14 protein-coding genes and 1 tRNA gene are annotated in these 23,391 nt (G+C 55.0%); 3 read left to right on the top strand and 12 right to left on the bottom strand.

The annotated features are described in order from the left end of the window. Positions 1-35: 35 nt before the first annotated feature. From Pla52nx_RS06000 to Pla52nx_RS06055, 12 genes are all read right to left on the bottom strand, one after another. Positions 36-4,649, bottom strand: a complete 4,614-nt coding sequence (locus Pla52nx_RS06000; RefSeq protein WP_146517990.1) for a protein kinase domain-containing protein — start codon at positions 4,647-4,649, stop codon at positions 36-38. Further along, positions 4,646-5,245, bottom strand: a complete 600-nt coding sequence (locus tag Pla52nx_RS06005) for an RNA polymerase sigma factor (RefSeq protein WP_197454199.1) — start codon at positions 5,243-5,245, stop codon at positions 4,646-4,648. Before Pla52nx_RS06005 ends, Pla52nx_RS06000 begins: the two co-directional genes overlap by 4 nt. A 92-nt stretch (positions 5,246-5,337) precedes the next feature. Beyond that, positions 5,338-7,572 (bottom strand): protein kinase domain-containing protein, encoded by a 2,235-nt coding sequence (locus Pla52nx_RS06010; protein ID WP_146517992.1) that lies wholly within the window; start codon positions 7,570-7,572, stop codon positions 5,338-5,340. Positions 7,573-7,669: 97 nt separating this feature from the next. Continuing rightward, complete coding sequence (locus Pla52nx_RS06015) at positions 7,670-8,323, bottom strand: RNA polymerase sigma factor (protein WP_231741627.1); 654 nt, start codon at positions 8,321-8,323, stop codon at positions 7,670-7,672. 44 nt (positions 8,324-8,367) lie between these two features. Continuing rightward, entirely contained in the window at positions 8,368-8,565 is a 198-nt protein-coding gene (locus tag Pla52nx_RS06020) for a hypothetical protein (protein ID WP_146517993.1), read from the bottom strand. A gap of 49 nt (positions 8,566-8,614) precedes the next feature. Further along, positions 8,615-11,158: a serine/threonine-protein kinase gene (locus Pla52nx_RS06025; protein WP_197454200.1), complete on the bottom strand. Its 2,544-nt coding sequence runs from the start codon at positions 11,156-11,158 to the stop codon at positions 8,615-8,617. After that, positions 11,155-11,712 (bottom strand): RNA polymerase sigma factor, encoded by a 558-nt coding sequence (locus tag Pla52nx_RS06030; RefSeq protein WP_197454201.1) that lies wholly within the window; start codon positions 11,710-11,712, stop codon positions 11,155-11,157. The genes Pla52nx_RS06025 and Pla52nx_RS06030 overlap by 4 nt, the downstream gene beginning before the upstream one ends. A 227-nt stretch (positions 11,713-11,939) precedes the next feature. Then, the gene (locus Pla52nx_RS06035; protein WP_197454202.1) at positions 11,940-14,330 is read right to left on the bottom strand and encodes a serine/threonine-protein kinase; all 2,391 of its coding nucleotides are present in this window, start codon (positions 14,328-14,330) and stop codon (positions 11,940-11,942) included. Beyond that, on the bottom strand, positions 14,327-14,932 hold the full coding sequence (locus Pla52nx_RS06040) for an RNA polymerase sigma factor (RefSeq protein WP_146517995.1): 606 nt from the start codon (positions 14,930-14,932) through the stop codon (positions 14,327-14,329). Before Pla52nx_RS06040 ends, Pla52nx_RS06035 begins: the two co-directional genes overlap by 4 nt. A gap of 1,274 nt (positions 14,933-16,206) precedes the next feature. After that, positions 16,207-16,280, bottom strand: a tRNA-Met gene (locus tag Pla52nx_RS06045). Between the two features lie 272 nt (positions 16,281-16,552). Next, complete coding sequence (locus Pla52nx_RS06050; protein ID WP_146523889.1) at positions 16,553-17,986, bottom strand: IS4 family transposase; 1,434 nt, start codon at positions 17,984-17,986, stop codon at positions 16,553-16,555. Between the two features lie 374 nt (positions 17,987-18,360). Continuing rightward, positions 18,361-19,377, bottom strand: a complete 1,017-nt coding sequence (locus Pla52nx_RS06055; protein WP_146519792.1) for a helix-turn-helix transcriptional regulator — start codon at positions 19,375-19,377, stop codon at positions 18,361-18,363. Between the two features lie 309 nt (positions 19,378-19,686). Between Pla52nx_RS06055 and rsmG the strand changes: the two genes are divergently transcribed. The 3 genes from rsmG (at position 19,687) to cysN (ending at position 23,377) form a co-directional block, all read left to right on the top strand. Further along, entirely contained in the window at positions 19,687-20,355 is a 669-nt protein-coding gene (rsmG, locus tag Pla52nx_RS06060) for a 16S rRNA (guanine(527)-N(7))-methyltransferase RsmG (protein WP_146519791.1), read from the top strand. 92 nt (positions 20,356-20,447) lie between these two features. Further along, the gene (gene cysD / locus Pla52nx_RS06065; protein ID WP_146519790.1) at positions 20,448-21,359 is read left to right on the top strand and encodes a sulfate adenylyltransferase subunit CysD; all 912 of its coding nucleotides are present in this window, start codon (positions 20,448-20,450) and stop codon (positions 21,357-21,359) included. 80 nt (positions 21,360-21,439) lie between these two features. Continuing rightward, on the top strand, positions 21,440-23,377 hold the full coding sequence (gene cysN, locus Pla52nx_RS06070; RefSeq protein ID WP_146519789.1) for a sulfate adenylyltransferase subunit CysN: 1,938 nt from the start codon (positions 21,440-21,442) through the stop codon (positions 23,375-23,377). Positions 23,378-23,391 lie beyond the last annotated feature (14 nt).

A 23,391-nucleotide genomic window follows, 5' to 3' on the forward strand; every position in this document is an offset into this window, starting at 1 on the left:
TGGAGGGCTTTTCGCCTAATACTTGGACTGATTATTCATTCATCGGCTGCCCGCGATTTTGATGCATTCTTATAGTGTTCTCTGAGTAGTCCTTTCATCGCTTCGTCTATCTCTGCCGTGTCATAGCCGCCCTCACCGTAATATGGCATATGCAATGGAGAATGCAGCGTGCCATCGGCGTCGACGATGTAGACTGTTGGATAGCCTTCGATGCCCCAATCCAGTTGAAGTGGGCCATTGAGCGGTTGTGGAATGACCGTCCAATTGAGGTCACCACGTTTCGCCGCTGCGTGCAGGTGCGTTTGATCGGCGTTGCTCATGATCCCAACCACACGCACGGGAGCTTGCTTGTATTTGGCTACCAACTGGCGCATCGGAGCGTACATGTCGCCATAGTCATCGTTCACACTCAGTGCGAACATCAAAACAACGTGCTTGCCGCGCAGTTCACTCAAACGAAACGGCTTGCCATCGATATCGAATGCCTCAAGTTCTGGGGCAGGTTGGCCTATGATGACCTTGTTGATCGCATGTGAAAGTCGTTGAGCCGCTGTGCCGCCAGTGCCATAGTGGTCAACGGTTACATCGGAATAGAGTTTGGCGAGTCGTCCCAACTGTTCGTTCAGGTCGCGACGCAACTGATTGAAGTCCGTGTTTTCCAGCGATTTGAGGCGTTGTTCAAACTCATCACGCAGTGCCGGCGGTGCCTCTTTCATCCGATCCTGGACGGCAGCACGAACCTTTGGCATTTGCGACTCGACCATTAGCGTCTCTTTGCCAAAATTAATCTGGGCAATCAGTGCCTCGGCTTGCGTCTTCCGAAAGGGACTCTTTTCCACGAGTGCTTGCAGAAGCTCGTCCGCTTGTGGAACCCAAGGCCCACCGCCCAGGCTTGCGATGATGGATTCTAAACCTTCTCGATGAAGATAGTGTTCAATCACTCGCTTGACCGCTTCCCTTCGTCCTTTGCCAGCGGGCGAATTCGCACCAGCAACACTGCGGGCCATACTGCAAACTTGCACCAGTGCCTTCAGCCCCTCGTCGGTGCCGCGGTACTTTTCTTCCATCGCCAGGTATTTCGAAGGCATGAGATGGCGAGGGTCCATCTGCTCGTACACTCGATTGAGTTCGACATCGTCGGCAGCGTCTTCGGATGCTTGCTGGTAGGCGGACCAGAGTTGGTTGGACTCCGCCTCCAGCTCGGATAAAGCTTGTTCCGCAGGAGAGAGTTCAACTGGTGGCTGTTCCGTTTGAGACAGTTCCTCTGGTTTGCTTTGCTCGCCAATCGCACCCATCCCGCCAGACTGCTCTAGTTTGCCAAAATTGAAGCCGGAGTCAGTATACGTCTTTGGAGCTGATCGGCCTTTGACTATTGGTACTTGTCTTGGCGGTTGACCTTGGTAATGGTCCAGCCTGAACTGGACGCTGTCTTTGAGCAGACGGTCAATTTCTTCTTGGGATACCTGTTGATCATAGTGCTGCTCACCATCTTCCGTTTTCCAGACTGCTTTACCGTCAGCCTCTATCACCTGCACCTTTCGAGTGCCCGTCCGCGAATATGCCAACGGAATCGTGAATTTTGCTAGCCAGACCTTTTTTCCGTTGACCACATCAGCTTCATAGGACTGCAATCGACAAAAATGCGCAAATGCCGAGTCTGCTTTGAAGAAGGGGCCGTCGACGGAGGTCCGAGCCATAACATCGTGAGCAGTTAGGCTCAGTAGACTGTGCCCAACATTCGCTTTCATAAGTTCGTTTGTGTGAATCGCTGCATCCAGCGGAATAACGACATCCACCGATTTGTGGACTTTTGCCTTGATGTATTTCTCGATGTCTAGGTTCACGTATTGCGGATCGAAAACGAGTCGCTCGTTGTAGGATATCGCATCAGTGCTGACCTCGATCGAAGCAGTGGACAATAACACGTTGTTTCCATTATCAATCGTTAGAACGCGAACCGGTAAAACGACCATTGTGTCGTTCGCTGCGATTGCCGTAACGGATACCGGTGCTGAGGTTCCGTCGGGGTACTTGATCTCTCCAACCTTGACGGAGGCGTGCAAATCCAGCAGCGTGTTCGGCTCGTACTTGTAGAGGTAAAACTTGCCGATCGGCAGCGGTCCGCCCTTGGCCATTGCGATGTACCTAGTGGACGTCCGCCTCTTGGCGTCCTGCGTCTTAAACGTGAAGCCCAGCCCCCACGAACCGTCGTCGCGCAGTACTTTCTCGTCCGTGATCGTCACCGAAAACGGCCCCATTTCCGTTGCCGTGCTCGTCCATTCGAGCGGCTCGTTGTGTTTCGTTGCTCCAATCTGCAATGCGATCACGTCTTGTGGATGCGCCTCGCACTCCAGTCGTGTTTGGGGAGCGTGCCGTTTATCTTCGGCGGAATCAATAACCCGATCGGTAGAGCCCACTGGACTCTTACCTCCAAGCGTTGCTGCAAAATCACCGCCTTGAAATATTTCGTCGACGAAATAGTCGTCCAGCAAAACGATATTGATGGCAGCGTCCAACCTGGTTCCGCCAAAGCGATCGACTTTGCTCCTCCATGTCGCGATGTCTTGCTTTGAAAGTTGGCTAAGTCGCTTGCGGTACTTGACCGCTGCGTCCTTGCTGTGCTTCTCTTGAGTGTCCGAAAATCCTGAATTCACACTCTCCTCATCAATCTCGAATAACGCGTCGGTAGAGATTACAACAAGTGGCACGGCGTAGCTCGGACCACCATTGAGATTCGCTTTGTCCGTTTGGCCGATGGCTTCACCCAGCAAAGACTCAAAAGCTTGCTTCCAAGCTTTGGCTTCCGATGTCGAAATCAATCGAGCTCGAAAGAACAGTTGATCGGCCCGCGGCGTGTTCCATTTTCCATTGTCGAACAGGACGCCCAGGTGATTGACGATGTAGGTGCGACATGCCTGCCGCGCCATTTCGCCCTTCAGCTTGTCGCCTGTGATTCGCTCCAATTCGCCAATCCACTTGTCAAGTACACCGTCTGGCGCGGCTTCCAAACGTCTGGTCAGTTCATTTCCCATGGAAACACGAATCGTTGCGCCGGATGGAATTACCGGCACTCCGCCGGGCGGCTTGGTCTGCTGGAGGTCTTTCATCAAACGCCCATAAGGCCAATCGCCCAAGGCATTTGTTACTGGAGCCACTTTCAAGATACGGACAACGTCGTTTCCGCCTCGCTGCAGTGTGACCGAGCCGTTGTCGAGCGCAAGCCCGTCTATCTGACCGCCGATCTCGATTTTATAGTTCCCGGCTGCGACGCGAACGGACTCACCGGATTTCGAGACGGTCAGTTCTTCAACAACCTCCGTGCCCTGAACGATGCGAATCGGAACATCGTCGATTTCCGATTCAATCGTCAACGTGCCTTTGCCTAACTCTAGCACGATCAATATCCCCGCGAAGAACAGAGCAACGCCACCGGCTGCCGCGGCGATGAATTTTCCGATCGGAGGGCGGCGAGTCCTATTTAGCGCTAGCTCAATAACTGCCTCAGGCAATTGAACCGCTGCCGGTTGCTGCACATGAGCCAAACATCCTTCCAGCAACTCGGCAACTTGATCCGCTGATTCAAAGCGATCTTCAGCTCGCTTGGCCATGAGTCGCTCGATAATGCGACCGAGCCATTCAGGGACATCGGAGTTGATTTCGCAAACCGGAGTTGGATCGTCATTAGCGATGCGATGCAACACTCCGTAAGTCGTCTCGGCACGGAACGGCAATCGACCAGCGCACATGGCGTACAACACACTGCCGAGTGAAAACAGATCGCTGCGAGCATCGATCGGCTCGCCGCGAGTCTGCTCGGGAGACATGTACTGCGGCGTGCCTGCAATCACACCGCTGCGGGTCATCGACGCGTCATCGACGGCTCGCGCCAAGCCAAAGTCGGTGATTGTGACTCGCTCGACGCCTTCCTCAAGCAGGATGTTCGCGGGCTTGATGTCGCGATGCACCAAGCCTTGCTCATGAGCGGCGGCGAGCCCGGCGGCGATTTGAGCGCCAATCCGCAATGTGTCTTTCAGCGGCAATGGCCCCTGTGAATCGATCCGCTTTTGCAACGAAGTTCCGCGCACGTACGGCATCACCAGAAAGGGATTCGCATCCTCGCTGGCGACACTGTGAATGGCGATGACATTGGGATGAAGGACCGCAGCGGCCGCTTTGGCTTCGCGAGCGAATCGTTTGCGGGCCGAACCGCTGCTGGCCAGATGCGGCGACATGACTTTCACGGCCACGACGCGATCGAGCGATCGATCATGGGCTTTCAGAACAACTCCCATGCCGCCAGAACCAACGACTCCGCTGACTTCATAGCCACCGATGCGACCCAGCGATTCTGGATCATCGGTCGGCGCGAGCGTATCGAGCACTTGTCGGATGCACTGTGCCCCTTGAGTCGCCTCATCGTGGCCGCCTGTTGAATCGTCAGTCGATTCGTGCAAGGCTCTGTTTCCAAAAAACTGCTTGGCTTCGTTCCATGCGTCCGCATCCGCCGCTGCGATATCAAGTCGCTCACGACACACGACGCAATCATTCAAATGCAGTTGCAGTTCGGACTCCTCCCGGGAATTCAGTTGCCCTCGCAGGAACGTGAGCAGATGGTCGGGGGTGCTGCAATGTTGTTGGGTCTGTGTCATTGGTCGTGTTCTCCAAGTTCTGAGATGATTTCACGCAGTCGAAACATAATGCGACTGCGCGCGGTGTAGATCGCTCCGACGCTCTTGCCAAGCTCAGCGGCAATTTCTTCAGTCGATAGGTCGCCAGTGATCGACAATTCAAACGCCTGCCAGGAATCGAGACGGAATTCGACTTTCACCTTTTCAGCCGCTCGCAGATAAAGTTCGCGACGCAGTTCGGTTTCAATCAAAGCCGTCGTTTCCCCATCGCGATCGACGGCCTCACGCAACAGTTCTTCGACGGAGGAGCCACCCACAGCCTGATCCTTGGGCCGCCGCGTCAGCGCATTGAGAATCGCGTTCTTCGTCACCCGGCTCAGCCAATGCCGAAACCGAGTCGACTCATCCCGCTTCTCCCAATCGCCGATCGCACTGGCCACCGCCATCAGTACTTGCTGTGACAAATCCTGAGCGTCCGCGTACTGCAGCCCACGAGCCTGAGCGATTCGGACAATCACCGGCCGGTAGATCCGCGCAAACAGCTCCCACGCCTCCCGATTGGCGGGATCTTGGACCTGCACCAGCAGGCTATCGCGTGTTTCTGGAAATTCGCTCAAGAATATGGTCTCCTACAAGGACTAACACAGCCAGAGACACATTCTGTCAGAAATTCTTGAATCACGTGGCCCTAACCGAGTTACGCAATCCTCTAGCGGCCTTCGCTAATGACACAACAATTCACCCGTACACCTGGACGAAGATAACGATCATCCGGCCATGAATTCTTGGCGGCCTCTTTGATGAGAACTCGAAACATTCCTGCGTCGTCGGCACCGGGGGAAATGCTGAGGACTTCACCTCCAAAAAAGCCAACGGTTCCTACGGTTGGCCAGCCTTCAAACTCCAATCGAACACGGTCACCTTGCTGCACTCGCGTCACATCGTAGCCCGAGACCCATAGTTCGACCGCCGCTTTCCAAGTCTGCGGACCGATCGTGAACAGTTCGTCGCCCACTTTGACTGCCTTCCCCTGATCAAAAACGTTTAGTCGATTCAACGTCCCATCACGAGGTGCTTTAATCAATAATCTCTCAACTTGTGAAGCCTTGTGTCTGATCTCAAAAATTTCTTTTTCAAGGGCCTCGACTTGAGCCATTGCATCCTGCTGCATGGCCTTGTCGTCGTTCAATTCCGCTTTCGTCTTCTCAGTTGCCAGTTTCTTCTCGAGTTGCTCAGCCTGGGCCGTCAATTGGGCAACCAAATCGGCATCATTGCGGTCGATTTCCATTAGGGTTTCATCACGCTTTACTGTGCCGCCCGCCACGAAGGTTTCGCTTGTTCGATGTACGAATCCGTCGACTGGTGAATTTACGGTTTGCAGTCGATCCTTTGGATTGAGCGGCACTACCTTGCCCAGCCCCCGAACCAACGCCACATTGCTACCTTGCGCGTAGAACAACACTGCGGCGAGGACCGCGACAAGAGCCGGGGCTTCAGTAGCCGTCAACCCGAAGCGGCGACGAGCGACGCCTTTGGGTTGTCTAAGGGTCGATTTCGATCGCCGGTATAAAACTCCCGCCATGATCGACAGGCACAGCGTGGCGAGTAAGTAGGCCGCGACGCGATTGCGATTAAGATCAGAAAATCCTGGATCAAAGGTCCATGCTTCAAAAGAAATCAGTGCAACGAGAATACAAGCGATGGCAAAGAAAATCCTCGCCATCACCAACCGCCAGTCCCATCCGGCATCGCCTACTCTCGATTCTATTCCGCCTGAGCCGGACATGTTCCCACCACTTGTCGGTTCTTGTCCTTGCGAGATTTCTTCAACCGGTTTCCAAGTTTGCAGGAACGACTCTAGAGCATGTGCAACTTCCTTCGGCGTGAGATACCGCTCATTGGGATCCTTCGCCATCATCCTCGACGCGATAGCCGCAAGGTCCTTCGGCACGTCGTTGCGCAATGCATCCAACGGAGCCGGTTCGACCTGTGCAAGACTCTTGAGCTTGTCCTTGACGCTGCCATCGCCAAACGGCACTCCACCGGACAGCAGGTAATAGAGAGTTGCTCCGAGGCTGTAGATGTCGCTGCGAATGTCGACTTGCCGAGCATCATTGGCTTGCTCGGGCGAGATGAAATCTGGAGTCCCCATGATGACGCCCGCTAGCGTTAAGTCCGAGCGAGCTTTAGCAGCACCTGCGGTTGGGGCGGCTTCGGGCGTCAGGGATGCGAGTCCGAAATCGAGGATCTTGGTCGTCCCATCCGCAGTCACCATCAGGTTGTGTGGCTTGATATCGCGATGCACCATGCCACACTCATGAGCGTGCTGCAGTCCCGTCGCGGCCTGTCGCATGTAGTCGCATGCCTCCGCGATCGGCAAGGCTCCTCGCTGTTTCACAATGTGTGACAAGTCAACTCCATTGACGTATTCCATCACCAAGAAGTGAAACTCGCCGGCTTGATCGGCGTCATGCGATGTAACGACATTGGGGTGCGCGAGCTGCGCCGCGGTCTTCACTTCGCGGTGGAATCGATTCACCACCTCGGGCATTTGAAACAGTTCGCGGTTGATCACCTTCAACGCCACTTTGCGTTCCATCTTGCGGTGAATTGCCTCATAGACATCCCCCATGCCACCTTTGCCAATCAGTCGGACGATCTCGTACCGAGGATGATCGGCCAGTTCAGGGGGAATGTCTCCGCGAAACGAAGACGGCGTCGTTTCGCGGCTGTCGTGCTCCAGGGTCGGATCGACCGGTAGCTGCCGAGCTTCCTTCAGTAGGCCGACAAACGTGTCGTCGGATGACAGACTGAGGATCGTATCGCAGCACGGCTCACATACGCTGATGTGACTCTCGATCGTACTTGCTTCATCCGGGCGAAGTTGCCCCAGGTTGTAAGCACTTAGTTGCGCACGACTGGGATGGGCGTTGTTTTCGGTCATGGCAGTACTCGTTAAGCAAGTCGTCGTATTCACTCAGGGGCAAGCCGGAACCTCACCCCGCTCAATACGAAGACCCGATCACGACAGAGCATTTCAGCTATTGGCAAAAATAACCCGAAGAAGATTCGATCAACCCCTCAGCCTCTTGGCGTAACCTGTTCAGGACACGGCACTTCGCGATGATGACGGCATTCCGAGAAATTCCCATTTCCTGAGCGACGTCGTCCGCCTTCGCCCCTTCTAATGCGACGCGGCAGAACGCCAGCCAGGTAGTCGGCTCGAAGTGCGGATCAGCAAGCGACAGCAGTTGGCGAAGCACATATTGGTCGTGTTCGCGATTCCAGATCCGACTCAATTCGCTGGCCGGGTCGTCTAATTGTGCCAATCGCGCTTCGATAGCCGAGTCGTCTGATGCCTGTGGACGGCGGTCCCTTGCTCGCCAAAATTTCCGCAATCGATTGATCAAAATCGCCTTCAGCCATCCACGAAAAGCCCCCGGTTGCCCATGATGCTCGAACGTGCCGAGATCCTTCGATACGGCTAACAAGACTTCTTGAACCAGGTCGTGCGCATCGCTGTCTTGAACGTCGTACCTTCGCAACCATAGGTGAATCAAAGGCGTGTAGAGCCCCGCCAGCCAATTCCAATCCTCGTTTTGAGGGGAATCACGCAGACGTTCGAGAAGACTAAGCGAGGTTTCGTGCATATTGAAGTGGACCTTTCGCACGGCATTGTCCACTGTCAGCAGCATCGCGCCAATTCAGCTTGCTTTCCCCACTATGACTTGAGTGCAATCTATCTGAGGACTCTTGAAATCTTCAATCGCTGCAGATTGAGAATCTGCGAAAATGCACGAATTTGCTCGGGGCCAGCCGGAGCGTCCTTCGCCAAAGACGCCGCCTTCCCGACATCACCCGCAAGTGCCGCTGCGACGTAGGCTTCGACATCCGAGCGGGCGTTGCGATGATCGATGGCTGGCGACTCGGCTTTCATCGACGGTGCTCAGCTTAGTTTTTAGCCGGGCTGCGCCTTCCTCCCGATTTCAGTTTGATTTATGAGCCTCGAACAGAGGCACAACTAGCCAAAAGAAATTGTCAGAGCCGTGTTGATGGAGAACTAAACCACTACCCGAATCGTCCAGTGAAAGTGAGCCAACCACCGAAGTTCGCGAACCGTCCGTGCCAGACATATCCAAACGTACCTGCAACATCCCGCACTCAGAGTCTTGTTGAGCAAGATGCCGTGCCATGATTGTCACCGGTATCCGACTGTGTTTCGGGGTGTAAGTGTAGGGTTTGCCCGCTGTAAGCTGCACGTCATTGCCGACCGTTTGCAGGAACGTCGATTGCCATGAGCGAACGTTGGCAACTTCCTCAGAACTGAGCGTTTTCGCATTTCCAAACCAGCGTTCGAATTGCTCCTGGTGTTTCTCTGCCATCCATTCTGAAGAGACGCCGATGACGGAGAGGCGAATCGGTTTCTTAGCGGATGGAGCCCGCAACTGCAGAAACTGGCTGATCTTGTCGTGAGCACTCGCGTTATGATCAATCACGAGAGCCATCGACGACGGATCGAAATCAATCAAGTTGCACGGTCCGAAACTCTTCTCGATTTGCTTGACCAATAAATCGGCCTCGGCCGCGATTTTCGCCTTGACCATTTCCGATGCAGGCGACTCAGCGTTGATCGTCGGGATATCGACAAACAGCGAATCGGAAATTGCATCTCCAATCGGATAGACTTGCATGGTGTCGATGAACGGCGACTTGAGTTTCAGCACGATCAAATCCGTTCCAGGTTCTTCGCCTGTTCCAATTTGCGTTGGGCGTTCCGCTGACGGATTCCCATCGGCATCACGCAGCGAAAATATTCTCAGTTGCGGCAACTGCTCTTCGGCTCCAGGTGAATTGCCTAGCTCTTGATATGACTGATAGCGTCCGGAAGTATCCAGCAACGCAAGCACCGGCTGCGGTCGTTTCGGGTCTTGAGAGCGAAACGTCAACCAGTGCGGTGATTTGGACATGTCGAGTTCGAACTCGAAAACCTTGTCGGCTCCAGCAGTCTTGCCCGTTCGTTTCCAGATCATCTGATTTCCCCGGAATTCGATTTCCCCAGGCGCCTTGTCTGCTGGGACGACCTCGCCGCTAGAAACGATCTTTTCGACAGTCCAAACTCCGAACAGCGGCTGGGAATGTTCTATATGAACCTCGTTGACTACCTCCGCCGGGAATACTTGTTTTGTCACCACATCCTCGGCCTGCGTGGCAGTCGCTGGTACGTCGTCTTGCGGCGTCTTTTCCGGCGGCTGCATCAGCAGCATTGATAGAACGAATGAGCTGACGACTGCGAGCATGGCGTAGACTCCAAATTTGCGAAGACGAATCGTGGACAAGCGGGACCCTGGTTTTTCAAGAAGACCTTCAGGCAAACGTGCGGTTGAAGGCTGTTGCACATGAGCCAAGCAGTCCTCGAGCAGCTCGGCGACTTCCATTGCCGATGCGAACCGATCGTCTGCTTTCTTCGCCATGAGCTTGCTGATGATCGAACAAAGCCAGTCAGGAATAGTTGGATTGATTTCACGAATCGGTCGCGGCTCGACATCCGTGATGCGACGAAGAACACCGAGGCTTGTCTCGGCACGAAACGGCGGGCGGCCGGTACACATCGTGTAGAGCACACTGCCGAGACTAAACAAGTCGCTGCGGGCATCGACTTGTTCGCCCGCTGCTTGCTCCGGCGACATGTATTGCGGAGTACCCGGATGGAATCCGGTTCTCGTTAAACTGGCGTCATCGGCAGCGCGAGCCAGGCCGAAGTCGGTGATCAATGCCCGTTCGACTCCTTGCTCCATCAGTATGTTCGATGGCTTGATGTCGCGATGAACCAGACCTTGTTGATGAGCGGCGGAGAGCCCAGAGGCTACTTGCATTCCGATCCGTAAAATCTCGCACAATTCCAACCCGCCCTCGCGATCGATTCTCCCTTGCAACGATTCTCCCGCGATGTAGTGCATCACCAAAAACGGTGTCTCGCGGTCGGTCTCGACGTTGTAAATTGGCACGACGTGTTCGTGAACGACTGCCGCCGCAGCGCGGGCTTCACGTGCAAAACGTTTACGAGCCGGACCACTGCTGGAAAGATACGGAGCCAGAATCTTGATCGCGACAGGGCGGTTCAGTTCCGAATCATGCGCCTTGAAGACAATTCCCATGCCACCCGAGCCAATCAGTCGTTCGACATCGTAGCGGCCTAGGCGACCAAGCAACTCGGGATGAGACGCCGGCGAAAGCAACTGGCTGGCCATCGACTCGGTCCAGGCCACTGGCCCTTCGTTTCGCAGAGAATAATCCCACTTGGCTGAGCCGACTCGGTTTTCTGGACAGGGATCGTCGTTCAAGATAGCCTGACGTGCTTTGCTCCAATCTTGCGCACCGGCCGCCAGTTCATCAAAGCGCTTCTGACATCGCGGGCATTGCTCGATGTGCTCGACCACATCCTTGTGCTCCGCAGCATCCTCGCCATCACGCAACACGGCGATGAGTTCGTCATCGTCACAAAGCTGTTGATCTGGCTGATGGTGAATCATCGTTTGTCCTCAAACTGTTTGACAAGTTCTTGAATGCGGTTCATCACTCGACCTCGAGCGACGTAGACGGTCCCGGTTCGCATGTTCAATTGTTTCGCAGCCATGTCGACCGACAGACCTTCGACATGAGTCAGGCAAAAGGACTGCCAAGTTGAGTCCGACACCGAGTCGCGAACCTGAGCAGCGGCCCATTGAAAAACGGCTTGTTCATATTCGAGGTCGAATTGGGAGGAGAGATCGCGGCGCGGGTCTGGGACTTCGGCCAACAGTCGCTCGGCCTCAAGTCCATCCTTACCGATGGGGCGAGTGGCTCGCCGCGTTAGCATGTCTATCGCTTCATTGCGAGCAATCTTGAGCAACCAGGCTCGAAAGCTGCCTCGGTCCTCGCGCTGCAGCCATCGCGGTAGGGCACGAGAAATGGCGAGCAGAACCTCTTGGATCAAGTTCTCAGCATCGGCGTTCTGAAACCCATGTCGGCACGCGACACGGAAAATGACAGGTGCATAGATGGAGACGAAGTCATTCCATGCCGCCACATCTTCGGCATGTTTCAAGCGTAGAATTAAGCTAGCTCGAGTTTCTGCTGGACTGGACTGCATCTGTCTTTCCGACTGGCTGAAGTGAATTGTCTACCCAGTAGACTCAGCCACAGACGGAAATTACACAGTCTCGCAGAAAGTTTTCTGAAATCCGCTCCCCCCTATTCGAAAGGTAGAAAGGGACATGGGATTTCCGAACGCGTAAAGAACGTACCCGCAAACCCGCGTCGAATGACTTTCGTCTATTTTGGCATCTCAGAAACAAACGGGGCAAGCGTTTCCTCAAGTGAACGACCGGTTTCCAGAGTGATGACTCGTAGTTCACCACGTGAGAAACGAAACTTGTTGGGACCTGAAGGTGATTGGCCTACGAAAACGTCTGTCGCTTGATGGGGGAACCAAATGCCAGGAGCAATTTCGCGATAGTCACTATACCGAGTCAATTCGATTGGACGGGCCATTTCATCGAAATAGAGCGAACCATAGAGGCCAGCCAATCGTTGGAATGTCGCTTGGTCAGCACGCTTACCAAACTCATGGAACGCATCGAGCGTTTCAAATTTTCTGCCGCATAGCTTTTCGACTTCTGGGGTCTCGTGAAACGGAGTAGACGCAGCCCCGTGCATGACATAGTTCAGCATTTGCAGCAATCGTCCTGATTTCTGGTCGAACCACAATTTGCAGCGACGAGGTTTGGACATAACGACCCAACACTCGGTTCCGTCGACGGTCTCTTCACCGATGGTCTGATACTCGGCAAACTCAATCGGAACGAGCGCGAACTTGTTGTTCCCATCGCTATTACCCCATTGGAATTCCAGCCTAGCCGACCGCAGATGGAAAAAGGCGCGGGCATCCACCATTTTCCAAACGGTTGAAAGATCACGCTTCGTAAATCGAGGAGCATCTTTGTTGGTCTTTTGTCGCTGCCAAATCGAATCTTTGTGGCTGAAGTAGTGATTCACGATTCGGGTATTGCCGTTAGCACCATCCAAATTCGGTTTATCATATCCGAAAAGGAATTTCTCTTCGTCCCAGGCTGTGATCATTGTGGACGATGGCGTATCGGGCTTCAAACGCTCGGTCATTGCCTTTTCAAGATTAGCCTCGGACCTATCTACCTCATCGCTCATTTCATCAAGCCATCCAGATGCGTAGTTGGCGTAAAGGTATAAATGCGGCAGCTTTGCGATCTCTTGGGCTTGCTGCTCATTTCGCTTTGCCGATGCAATCCCTTTCGTTTGATCGGACTCTGTCGCTTCGGCGCGGTTGGTAGCGTTCTGACCTTCATTTTCTGGCGGTTCTGGTGCTTGCCATAACAACATGCCCAGTAACGTCATTCCAAAAACCCCAAGCATAGTCATTACTCCTGCACGTGTTACAGTAAAAACAGTACGGCCGGTAGCGGCATGATGTACGAGTGACGCTGGCAGAGGCTCGGACGTCGGCTGTTGCACATGGGCTAAACAGTCTTCGAGCAGCTTGGCGACGTCCTGCGCCGATGCAAATCGATCATTTGCTTGTTTCGCCATCAGTTTGCTAATAATCGCGCACAGCCACCCGGGCACGTCCGGATTAATCTCGCGAATGGGGCGAGGTTCTTTGTCCGTAATCAAACGCAGGACGCTGTAGCTGGATTCGGCTCGGAAGGGAACGTGGCCGGTACACATGGCGTACATCACGCTGCCGAGACTGAACAGGTCACTGCGATGGTCGACGGTTTCGGCGCGGGCTTGCTCAGGCGACATGTACTGCGGTGTACCAGCGAGTGTGCCGCTGCGTGTGAGACTGGCGTCATCGACGGCTCGAGCTAAACCAAAATCCATCAACTGCACGCGTTCGACGTTCTGATCGAGAAAGATGTTGGCGGGCTTGATGTCGCGATGCACGATGCCTTGGGCATGAGCCGCGGCGAGCCCCTTAGCGGCTTGCATCCCGACCCGCAAGATCTCACGCACTTCGAGCGGCCCCTTGTCACTGAGTCTTTTCTGCAATGAAACGCCGCGTGAATAGGTCATCACCAAGTACGGCACGCCTTGCCATTCGTCGACGCAGTGAATCGCCATCACATGATCATCGACCACGGCTGCGACCGCTTGACCTTCGCGAGCGAACCTTTGACGCGCCGCTCCCGATGCCGCCAAATGCGGGAGCAACATCTTAATCGCTACGAATCGATTGAGCGGAGCGTCAAAGGCTTTGAATACGATGCCCATGCCACCACGTCCGAGTACTCCCAGCACTTCGTACGACCCGATGCGTCCTAACATCTGCGGATCGTCCGTTGGTCCGAGAAGTTTGATCAGGTCCTCAATGCTCTCTCGCTGGTCGGACTCACGTAGCTCCGTCTCTCCGAGACGGTGTCCAGAATCTCGCTCAATACTCTGTTCTGCGTTTCGTGGAACCAGCTCATTTAGATCCTGCGAGTCTCGGAGAGATTCGCCTACGTGCTGCAGTGATTGTTCGGCTTCGTGCCACCATTGTTGGTCGCCAATTTGATTGGCCATTGCTCGGCGACAACTTTCGCAGGTCGAGAAGTGCTCCTCCCACAGTTCGTTCTGCGAAGCCGGTACTGTTCCGGCGAGCATCGCTTCGATGTCGGATGTTTGTAAGCAACCTGTGGCAGATTTCATGATTCCGGGCTCCAAAAGTCGGACACTTCGTTCACCTTGTCTTTGATGCGTTGCATGACGCGACAGCGAGCGACATAGACGGCACCGGTGCTGCAACCAAGTTCGCCCGACACCTCTGTGACGCAGCGTCCGCCGATCGTTGTTTCATGGAACATCGTCCAGGTCGACTCGGTGAACTCGGTTTGAATTTGGCGGGCCGCCCAGCGAAACGCTTCCATGCGACTCTCGTTCATGATTGCAGTCGTCATGTCGCCACCGTCTGGCAGTTCCAGCAACAGATCCTGCACGCTAGATGTTCCGCTGGCACGATCGGGCCGGGTTCGAGTCATCGCATTGAGGATCGCATTGCGAGTGACGCGTGCTAGCCAATGGCGAAAGCGCGGACCACCTGCTTGAACTTCCCAGGATTCGACTGCCTTGGCCACGGACAGAAAGACCTGCTGACACAGATCCTCGGCATCCGCGTGCTGCAAACCTCGACGCCGGGCCAACCGATAGACGACCGGTTCATAAATCGCCATGAACTGTGACCATGCGAGTGCATCCTGCGGATCGCGAATCCGTAGAATCAGACTTTCGCTCGTTTCCGGCCACTGGCTCATGCGTGCTTAACTTCCAGGGAATGAACAACCATTTTGAGCAGGCATTATGGTCGAAGAACCATCAACACACGTCGCTCTACCAGGTTTCACACAGTGGCCCCGAAAACCTTTCAGCAAAATTCAGAGATGTTGTTCGGCCTCGCGACGCAGAATGACGCCCGCATTGGAAGTGATTCGATGATCGGTCGCCTGAATCTTCACCGACCGATTGAAATGACGCTCGATAAGTTTACCTTGTTGTTAACACATCGCGTGATTCCTGTGTGCGTTGGAGTTGGTTGTTGCTAACCTTAAAACGCAGCGGCCGACTTCACGCGGTGCGTTCTCAAATCAAAAAGTTTCTGGTGAATAGTGCAGGCTTATGACTCACAATCCATACGAATCGCCGAGTACGCACTCTGAAACTGAGTCTTTCCAGATGCGTAGCCGACCGTCATTGACGTATTCGATGCGGAGGGCTGCGATTCCGATTGCAGTTGGTTCGGTAGCGTTCGGCGCTGCAATGGCATTTCGGAATGTGACGTTCCCTTATGTCGCGGCAGCGACCGCAATCATCTTCATCTTAGCAATCATCACCTGGTTTTCCCTTTGGTCTTTCAAGGGGCGTCTTTGATCCTTCATGCGAAACGCCGATCGATACGCGCTGGTCGAATGCGTTGTCTCAGAGGTTGGAAGATCCTCTCGAGGGCGGTCCTCGAAATGAGCACTGGGGAAATCACGCTGTGCTTGGTCGATGATGCGGCTGAGATCGTTGGCAACGCCGCAGAACAGCACACCACCTAGGTGGTCGATCCATCCCAGCTTCTCCCCATTTTTCTAAGCATCTGAGTCTTCTGAGCCCCTGGCCTTCCAGAGGGCTCCGCCTTGCCTGAGCGTCTTGGCGATTTTTCTGAGCTTCTGAGAACCTTCTTACCCAGAAAGATGCGTTTTGAGCGTTTGTTGTCTTCTCTACTCCGAGCGACACCCTTTCAAACCCAATGTTTTCCGGGGTCCGGCGCTGTTCTAAACCTGATCGATTGGGAGGTGCCGACGGCTTCTAACCCGACGGCCCTCAGAAACGGAGAACGTCAGAATTCTGGGCCAGAGCTCGAAATCGGGCCGCCGAAATCGCGCCGGGTTATCTGACCGGTCTCAGACGCCAGAGAAACGCGGGCCAGCCGCGTTGACGCAAGTCCTTGCGAAATAACGGGATAAAACGAAAAAAGCCGCCGTGGTGACCACGACGGCTTTTCGTTTACTGGTGGGTCGGAAAGTGTTCCAACCAAACAGAGAAGTTGCGGGAGCCGGATTCGAACCGACGACCTCGAGGTTATGAGCCTCGCGAGCTACCGGGCTGCTCCATCCCGCGGTGAAGTTATCGACAAGCTTGTCGCTCGTCTTTACCTATACTCACGGTCCCCGCCCAAATTGTCAAGCCGTCGAGGTCGCGATTCGTCTAAGTCGCGTGATTTCTCGGGATTTTTGCTGGGCGGTGGAGGGGTTTGGAGGATCAAATGCCGCTTCTGCCTGCGCCTTCGGCTGCGGGTCAAACGGTTGCCGCATCTGCCTGTGATTACGGAGACTGATGACTCTGTCGTGTTGCGTTTTCACTGTGAGCCGATGGCCCTAGCCCTCTTTATCCTACACATCTCCGATGAGCCTTTTGTAGGCGAGGAAAGCTTCGTGGTACGACTCGATTTTCCGCATTCCTCGCCAGATCGTTGTGGAGCCGGGCGGGCCTTGGCCTTTCTTGTCCAGATAGCCGCCAAGCTTGGCGACCACCAGCATCCATTCGCCGATCGTGGGAGGTGTTTCGGGAACCTCACGTCCGGCAAAGACCACGAGGTACGTCGCCTTCCAAAAACTGGCATCGTAGAAACGCTCGCAACTGACTTGCGGACAAACTCGATTGGCGGTCTTGAGTTGCTCGACTCGAAACCCAGTGATCATCAAAAGCGTCACCGCACGCACGTATGTATCGATCTGCTCGTACTTCAGCTTCTCAATCTTCATGCCGCTCTTGAGCGTCTTGAAATACAGTTCGATGTCCCAGCGGCGACAATAAGAACCAATGACTCGTTCGATTTCCGAGATCGTCGAAATGGGGAGCGATGTAAAAAGTAACCAGCGGATCGGCTCTTCGCCTTCGGGTGCGTCCGTTTCGACGGCCTCGACAACATTGATCGTCACGTCGGGAGCACGACCACCAGGGCGTGCCGGGCCGCGTAAAGTGACCTGCCGGGCACGAATCGAAATCGATGCTACCCGGGCACTGCGACTCATCCGACGAGCACGCGTTTCTCCGATAATTAATGACTTTCGCTCGCTTAAATCGATTTCACGCTGAAACTGAAACTCCGTCTCCTGCATCACTTCGGAGATCGTCCTGGTTTCACCTTGATCGAGCACTGTGCGATCTTGGCAACCACGAATGACGTAGTCATAGTTGGCCGCCAGATCATCGGTTTGCGCTAGCAATTCATAAATATCAGACTCGCTGTCCGAGACGCCAATGTAGTGCGTCTGGGGATGAGCCAGTGCGATTTGCTCGCCACTTTGAAACATCTCCAGCCAACGGTAGCTTTCTTTTTCTTCAAAGGCTTGCTGGCGTCGCAGGTTGACTTTTTCTGTTTTGTTCAGATCCGTCTTGATGTCATCACGCGTCCAAATGCACTGATCGACCGTGCCCAGAACAAGTCCATCCTCGGTGATCGCATAGAGTGGGTGCAGAAAGAAACCGAATTTGTCCCGACTCTCCAACGGCCCGGCCCCGCGGACTTGCCGCTGTGGTTTGGTGAGATCACAGACGGTGGTATCCTGGGATAGGATGACGACCGGTTGCTCGGCGGTGCGAGCGATTGAAGCATCATTGTGGGCTTTGAGAATGCCGTCCACAGGGATATTTCGATTGTTTACCAAACGGTAGGTTGCCTCAAGTTTCGCGTTGTCCTTACACGCACTGGGCGTAGATTCGGCAATCTCGGACTGTTGCTCAAGAATCAGGGCGACACGTCGCTCCCGCCGCTTATCACCTAAATCCAAAGTCCGAAGCTCATCTTTTATCCAGCTTGCCATTGTCCCGATCCCTGGGGAAGTGTTTTGTCGACTCCAACCGACCAAAGGGTAGAAAAAAAGATGTGTAGGATAAAGAGGGCCCTAGCCACGGGCCTCGAAGGGTTTTGCCGACACCATTAAGCCCGCGGCTGGCCCGGATTATTCATCAGCCGGCACGCGATAGCGTCCGGTTCTCGTGTACGTGCGGAAGAACGGGACGCTCTCTATCGCGTGGCGGCTGATATGCGCAGACTGCTTTCGTGCCATTCCGCGCAAGCCGTTTCACGCAAACGTGTTGCGATGACCGTTTTGAGTCGCGTGAATAATCCGGGCTAGCGTCTTGCGGCTCACTACGTCAGCGGTCTCCTTCGGCTGCGGGGCAAACAGGTTTGGAATTAGTTGTTGGTGTAGGTTTTTGCCATCGCTTGGACAGATTGGCTGATCGCTTCGCGGAACTCGGCGGGCTCCAGGACTTCAGCGTCCGCGCCCAACGAGAGGACTTTGGGGAGCAGTTCTCGCGGGTGAGATGCAGGGACCGTCAGGATCGTCGATTCGTCCGTTTCAGGCTTCAGCGTTTGCTCGGGGTGCCAGGGGTCTTCGCGGACGTAGGCTGCTGAGCGTGCGCCCAAGCGGATTTTGACCATCGTCGGATTGTCGCCGGAAAAGATTCCGATGCTGCTGCCTAGGTATTTGGGCAGGTCGATGTTCTCGTCGGGCTTGAAATACTCGTCCAAAGCTGTGGCGTGCCGGAAACGATCCAGTTTCCAGTTTCGCAGTTTTTGCGTCGGGTCTTTGATCTCCGGTGCGGCCGCGATCACGTAGATGCTGCTTTGGTAAACCGCCAAGGCGTAGGGTTCGATCCGGCGTGTCGATGCGGGTTTGCCGATCGATTCGTATTCGATCTCCACGACTCGGTGGTGCTCGATCGCGCGGTTGATGGTTTTCAGGATGCCCGCGTGTTGCTCGTATGATTTACTGGGGGCGCCAAAGACGTACAAGGCTTTACGGAATTTGGAGTAGTGGTCGAAAACGCCGTTGGGCACGGTTTCTTGGACTTTGTTCCAGAAGGTCTCGATGCCCCGCCAGTACTGTGTCCCCATCAGGGGGAACAGCAGTTCGCGGCCGATCGACAAGGCGATCAGTTCGGTTGCGGAGATCCCGATTTCGTGCACTCCTTTGGTGTTCTGGCCGAGCCGATAGACCTTGCCGCGTTGGAGCGTTTCGTTCTGAATGTCGAAACCGGCAGCCTGCAAGGCTTCCAGGTCACGGCGCACGGTGCGTTCGTGCAGGGTGGTCAAACCGAGGTCGGCAACCAGCTCGTCACGAAGCTCGTCCAGCGTGCGGCCGAATCGCGAGATCTCCAGCAACTGTAGCAATTTGTGCTGTCGAATCAGTTGTTCGTTTCTAGCCATGGTGAGCTCCGTTCTACTGCGCGTGGCTGTCGGGCTACGGCGCGTGGCTGTCGGGGAGGGAGGAAATGACGCGTGACTGAAATGGTGGGGGCAGATCGTGATTCTGGATCAGCACGCGTGTTGATGAAAGGTGTGGGGGGGCGAATGCCGAAGGCTGGTAATTGGGCATGTTCACCATCGTGGGTGACAAGGTTGGTCCAATCGGGTTGAGTGGGCGGAGGTTGAGTAGGGCAACTACTTTGCAAAGCTGGGCGAATACCGGATCATGGAGAAACACACACAAAATCCCTTTCTCTTGCGAATCCCGCCATGCCCCTGGACCCCGAATTCATTGCTGCCCTGGAAAAACAGTCTGTGGAGCTGGACGAAACGGTGGCCCAGCGACTGCAAGACTACGCGACATGCATGTGGGGATTCAACGAGCAGCTGAACCTGACGCGGCATACGACGTGGGATTTGTTCGTCTCACGAGACTTGCGGGATTGCTTGCAACTGGCACCGTTGATTCAACCGGGCGAGGAAGTCTTGGACTTGGGCAGTGGCAATGGGATTCCGGGGATTCCGTTGGCGATTTTGCGTCCGGACGTGGAGGTGGCGTTGGCCGAGTCGGTTGCCAAGCGGGCGGCGGTGTTGGCGGAAATGATCGAGCAGTTGCAGTTGCCGGTGCCGGTTTATTCGGCGCGTGGCGAAGACCTGATGGATGATTTTCGGTTCACGACGATCGTTTGCCGGGCAGTCGGCAGCATCACCAAACTGTGTCGCTGGTTCGAAGATCACTGGGCGAGTGTGGACCGGATGCTGTTGATCAAGGGTCCGAAGTGGGTGGAGGAGCGTGGGGAAGCACGGCACTTGGGGGTTCTGGCGAACTTGGAGGTCCGCCGAGTGGCCGAGTATCCATTAGGCGACGACAGTGGTGAGAATCAGGGCGCTATTTTGCAGATTTGGCCGAAGGGGCGTGAGCCGATGCGGAGCGTCTAGTTCTATTTTGGCATCCGTCTATACTCGTGGGCTCCATTCTCTCGCGTTCCCGTTGGCGGTTCGCGAAACGCCCTGCCCCCATTGATGGCCCGATGTCGGACTACAATCTAACGCACCTGAAACAGTTGGAAGCGGAAAGCATCCATATCTTCCGCGAAGTTGCTGCTGAGTTTCAGAATCCCGTGATGCTGTACAGCATCGGGAAAGACTCATCTGTGCTGCTGCATTTGGCGCTCAAGGCGTTCGCGCCGGCCAAGCCTCCCTTTCCGTTGTTGCACGTCGACACGACGTACAAGTTCAAAGCAATGTACGACTTCCGCGACAACTATGTCGCCAAGGAGCTGGGGCTGGAGCTATTGGTACACATCAACCAAGAGGGTTTGAAGCACAACATCTACCCTTGGGTCGATAGCGAGCGTCATACCGAGTTGATGAAAACGGACTCGCTCAAGGCGGCGTTGGACAAGTACGGTTTTGATGCTGCCTTTGGTGGAGCTCGCCGAGACGAGGAAAAATCTCGAGCCAAGGAACGCGTGTTTAGTTTCCGCGACAAAGCACATCGTTGGGACCCCAAGAATCAGCGGCCAGAGCTTTGGAATATTTACAACGCCCGGGTCAACAAAGGCGAGTCGATCCGTGTGTTTCCGATGAGCAACTGGACGGAACTGGACGTATGGCAATACATCCATTTGGAGCAGATCCCGATCGTTCCGCTGTATCTGTCTGCCAAACGCAAGGTCGTCAAACGCAATGGCATCTATCTGATGCGTGATGACGATCGCATGCCGTTGCTGCCGGGCGAAGTCGAAGAGGAGAAGATGGTGCGGTTCCGAACGCTGGGGTGTTACCCGTTGTCCGGTGCTGTTGAGTCCGAGGCCACGGATTTGGTCGATGTGATTCAAGAGATGTTGTTGACGACCACCAGTGAACGGCAAGGTCGCGTGATCGATCAAGATGAGGGTGGTGTGGGGATGCAAAAGAAGAAGGAACGCGGTTACTTCTGAGTTTCGCCACACACCGTCCACGATTGGTTCCTCGGAATCAGCCTGATCATCCCTCACCAGTTTTCTTTCATCCTGCAATCATGTCGCATCAATCTGAACTTATCGCAACCGACATCAACGCCTACCTCAAGCAGCATGAGAACAAGCAGTTGCTGCGTTTCATCACGTGTGGCAGCGTCGACGACGGCAAGAGCACGCTGATCGGGCGTCTGCTGTACGATTCCAAGCTGGTTTACGAAGACGAGCTGGCCAAGGTCCAGAGCGACTCGGCCAAGCAGGGCTCCACTGGCGGCAACTTTGACCCGTCACTGTTCATGGATGGGTTGAAAGAGGAACGCGAGCAAGGCATCACGATCGATGTCGCGTATCGATATTTCAGCACGGCAAAACGCAAGTTCATCATTGCGGACACGCCGGGACACGAGCAGTACACGAGGAACATGGCGACGGGTGCCAGTTCGGCGGACTTGGCGATCTTGATGATCGATGCCCGCAAGGGTGTGTTGACGCAGACCAAGCGTCACAGTTTCATCGTTTCGTTGTTGGGCATCCATCACGTGATCGTTGCGGTCAACAAGATGGACTTGGTGGATTACAGCGAAGAGCGTTTTGACGAGATCTGCAGGGAGTACGAAGCGTTTGCGAGTCGGCTCGATCCGTTCGACGTGCACTTCATTCCGATCAGCGCGCTCAATGGCGACAACCTCGTCGATCGTAGCGAGCACATGCCGTGGTACAACGGCAGCACATTGATGAACATGTTGGAGCGGGTGTACATCGGCAGCGACCGCAACTTGCAAGATTTCCGCATGCCGGTGCAGTACGTCAATCGTCCCAATCTGGATTTCCGTGGTTTCTGTGGCACGATCGCGTCGGGAACGATTCGTCCCGGTGAAGAGATCATGGTGTTGCCTAGCCGGCAAAAGTCGACGGTCAAGGAGATCGTGACGTACGACGGCAACTTGGAGGAAGCCTTTGCGCCGCTGGCGATCACATTGACGCTGGCCGATGAAATCGACGCATCGCGAGGTGACGTGATCGTGCGAACGGGCAACGTGCCCAAGAGTCGCGACAAGATCGATGCGATGTTGGTGTGGATGAACGAAGAGGCGATGGTGCCTGGGAAGACTTATTTGTTCAAGCACACGACGCAGACGGTTCCGGGCACGATCGATACGTTGCGATACAAAGTGGACGTGAACACGCTGCACCGGTCGCCCGCGCCTGATATGGCGCTCAATGAAATCGGTCGCGTGGGGATTTCGCTCAGCGCACCGTTGCACTTCGACGCCTACCGCCGCAACCGAAACATGGGTGCGTTCATCATCATCGACCGGATCACCAATGCGACCGTCGCGGCCGGCATGATCTTGGACAAGACCGATGACGGGGCGACGAGTGTCTGGGACGATCAAGACACGGCCGGAGCAGACGATTCACAGTCGACCTCGGTGGTCAGCAGCGATGAACGGGCCGCACGCTTTGGTCAGACCGCGGCAACGATTCTGTTGACCGGATTGACGGGCAGTGGCAAGACCGCGATCGGCCAAGCGTTGGAACGCAAGTTGTTTGACATGGGGCGTGCGGTTTCCTTGTTGGACGGTGAAGCGGTCCGCAAGGGGCTCAGTCGCGATCTCGGCTACACCGCCAACGACCGCAGCGAGAACTTGCGTCGCAGCGCCCACTTGGCACACACTTTGAATCGAGCCGGTCTGATCAGCATCGCCAGCTTCGTCGCGCCCTCGGAAGACGTGCGTCAGAAAGTCGGCAAGTTGATCGGCGAAGAGCAATTCGTTGTCGTCCATGTGGCCACGCCGATCGAAGTGTGTCGGGAGCGTGACACCAAGGGCCAGTACGCCAAGGCCGACGCGGGTGAGTTGCCGAATTTCCCCGGCGTCACAGCAGAATACGAAGCCCCGGCGGCGCCCGACGTGGTCGTGGATGCCTCCAAACAATCGATCGCCCAGTGCTGTGACGCGGTGATCAAAGTGCTGCAGGACAGAAAGATCATTCGCTGATTCTCACGAACGGA

This window comes from Stieleria varia (assembly GCF_038443385.1).
Classification (GTDB): Bacteria; Planctomycetota; Planctomycetia; order Pirellulales; family Pirellulaceae; genus Stieleria; species Stieleria varia.

Bases quoted from the DNA above. Each gene is read 5' to 3' on its own strand.
- Pla52nx_RS06020 (WP_146517993.1), bottom strand. From the start codon at position 8,565: ATGAAAGCCGAGTCGCCAGCCATCGATCATCGCAACGCCCGCTCGGAT.
- Pla52nx_RS06015 (WP_231741627.1), bottom strand. From the start codon at position 8,323: ATGCTGCTGACAGTGGACAATGCCGTGCGAAAGGTCCACTTCAATATG.
- Pla52nx_RS06050 (WP_146523889.1), bottom strand. From the start codon at position 17,986: ATGGCAAGCTGGATAAAAGATGAGCTTCGGACTTTGGATTTAGGTGAT.
- Pla52nx_RS06000 (WP_146517990.1), bottom strand. From the start codon at position 4,649: ATGACACAGACCCAACAACATTGCAGCACCCCCGACCATCTGCTCACG.
- Pla52nx_RS06035 (WP_197454202.1), bottom strand. From the start codon at position 14,330: ATGAAATCTGCCACAGGTTGCTTACAAACATCCGACATCGAAGCGATG.
- cysD (WP_146519790.1), top strand. From the start codon at position 20,448: ATGTCGGACTACAATCTAACGCACCTGAAACAGTTGGAAGCGGAAAGC.
- Pla52nx_RS06040 (WP_146517995.1), bottom strand. From the start codon at position 14,932: ATGAGCCAGTGGCCGGAAACGAGCGAAAGTCTGATTCTACGGATTCGC.
- Pla52nx_RS06055 (WP_146519792.1), bottom strand. From the start codon at position 19,377: ATGGCTAGAAACGAACAACTGATTCGACAGCACAAATTGCTACAGTTG.
- Pla52nx_RS06025 (WP_197454200.1), bottom strand. From the start codon at position 11,158: ATGATTCACCATCAGCCAGATCAACAGCTTTGTGACGATGACGAACTC.
- Pla52nx_RS06010 (WP_146517992.1), bottom strand. From the start codon at position 7,572: ATGACCGAAAACAACGCCCATCCCAGTCGTGCGCAACTAAGTGCTTAC.
- rsmG (WP_146519791.1), top strand. From the start codon at position 19,687: ATGCCCCTGGACCCCGAATTCATTGCTGCCCTGGAAAAACAGTCTGTG.
- cysN (WP_146519789.1), top strand. From the start codon at position 21,440: ATGTCGCATCAATCTGAACTTATCGCAACCGACATCAACGCCTACCTC.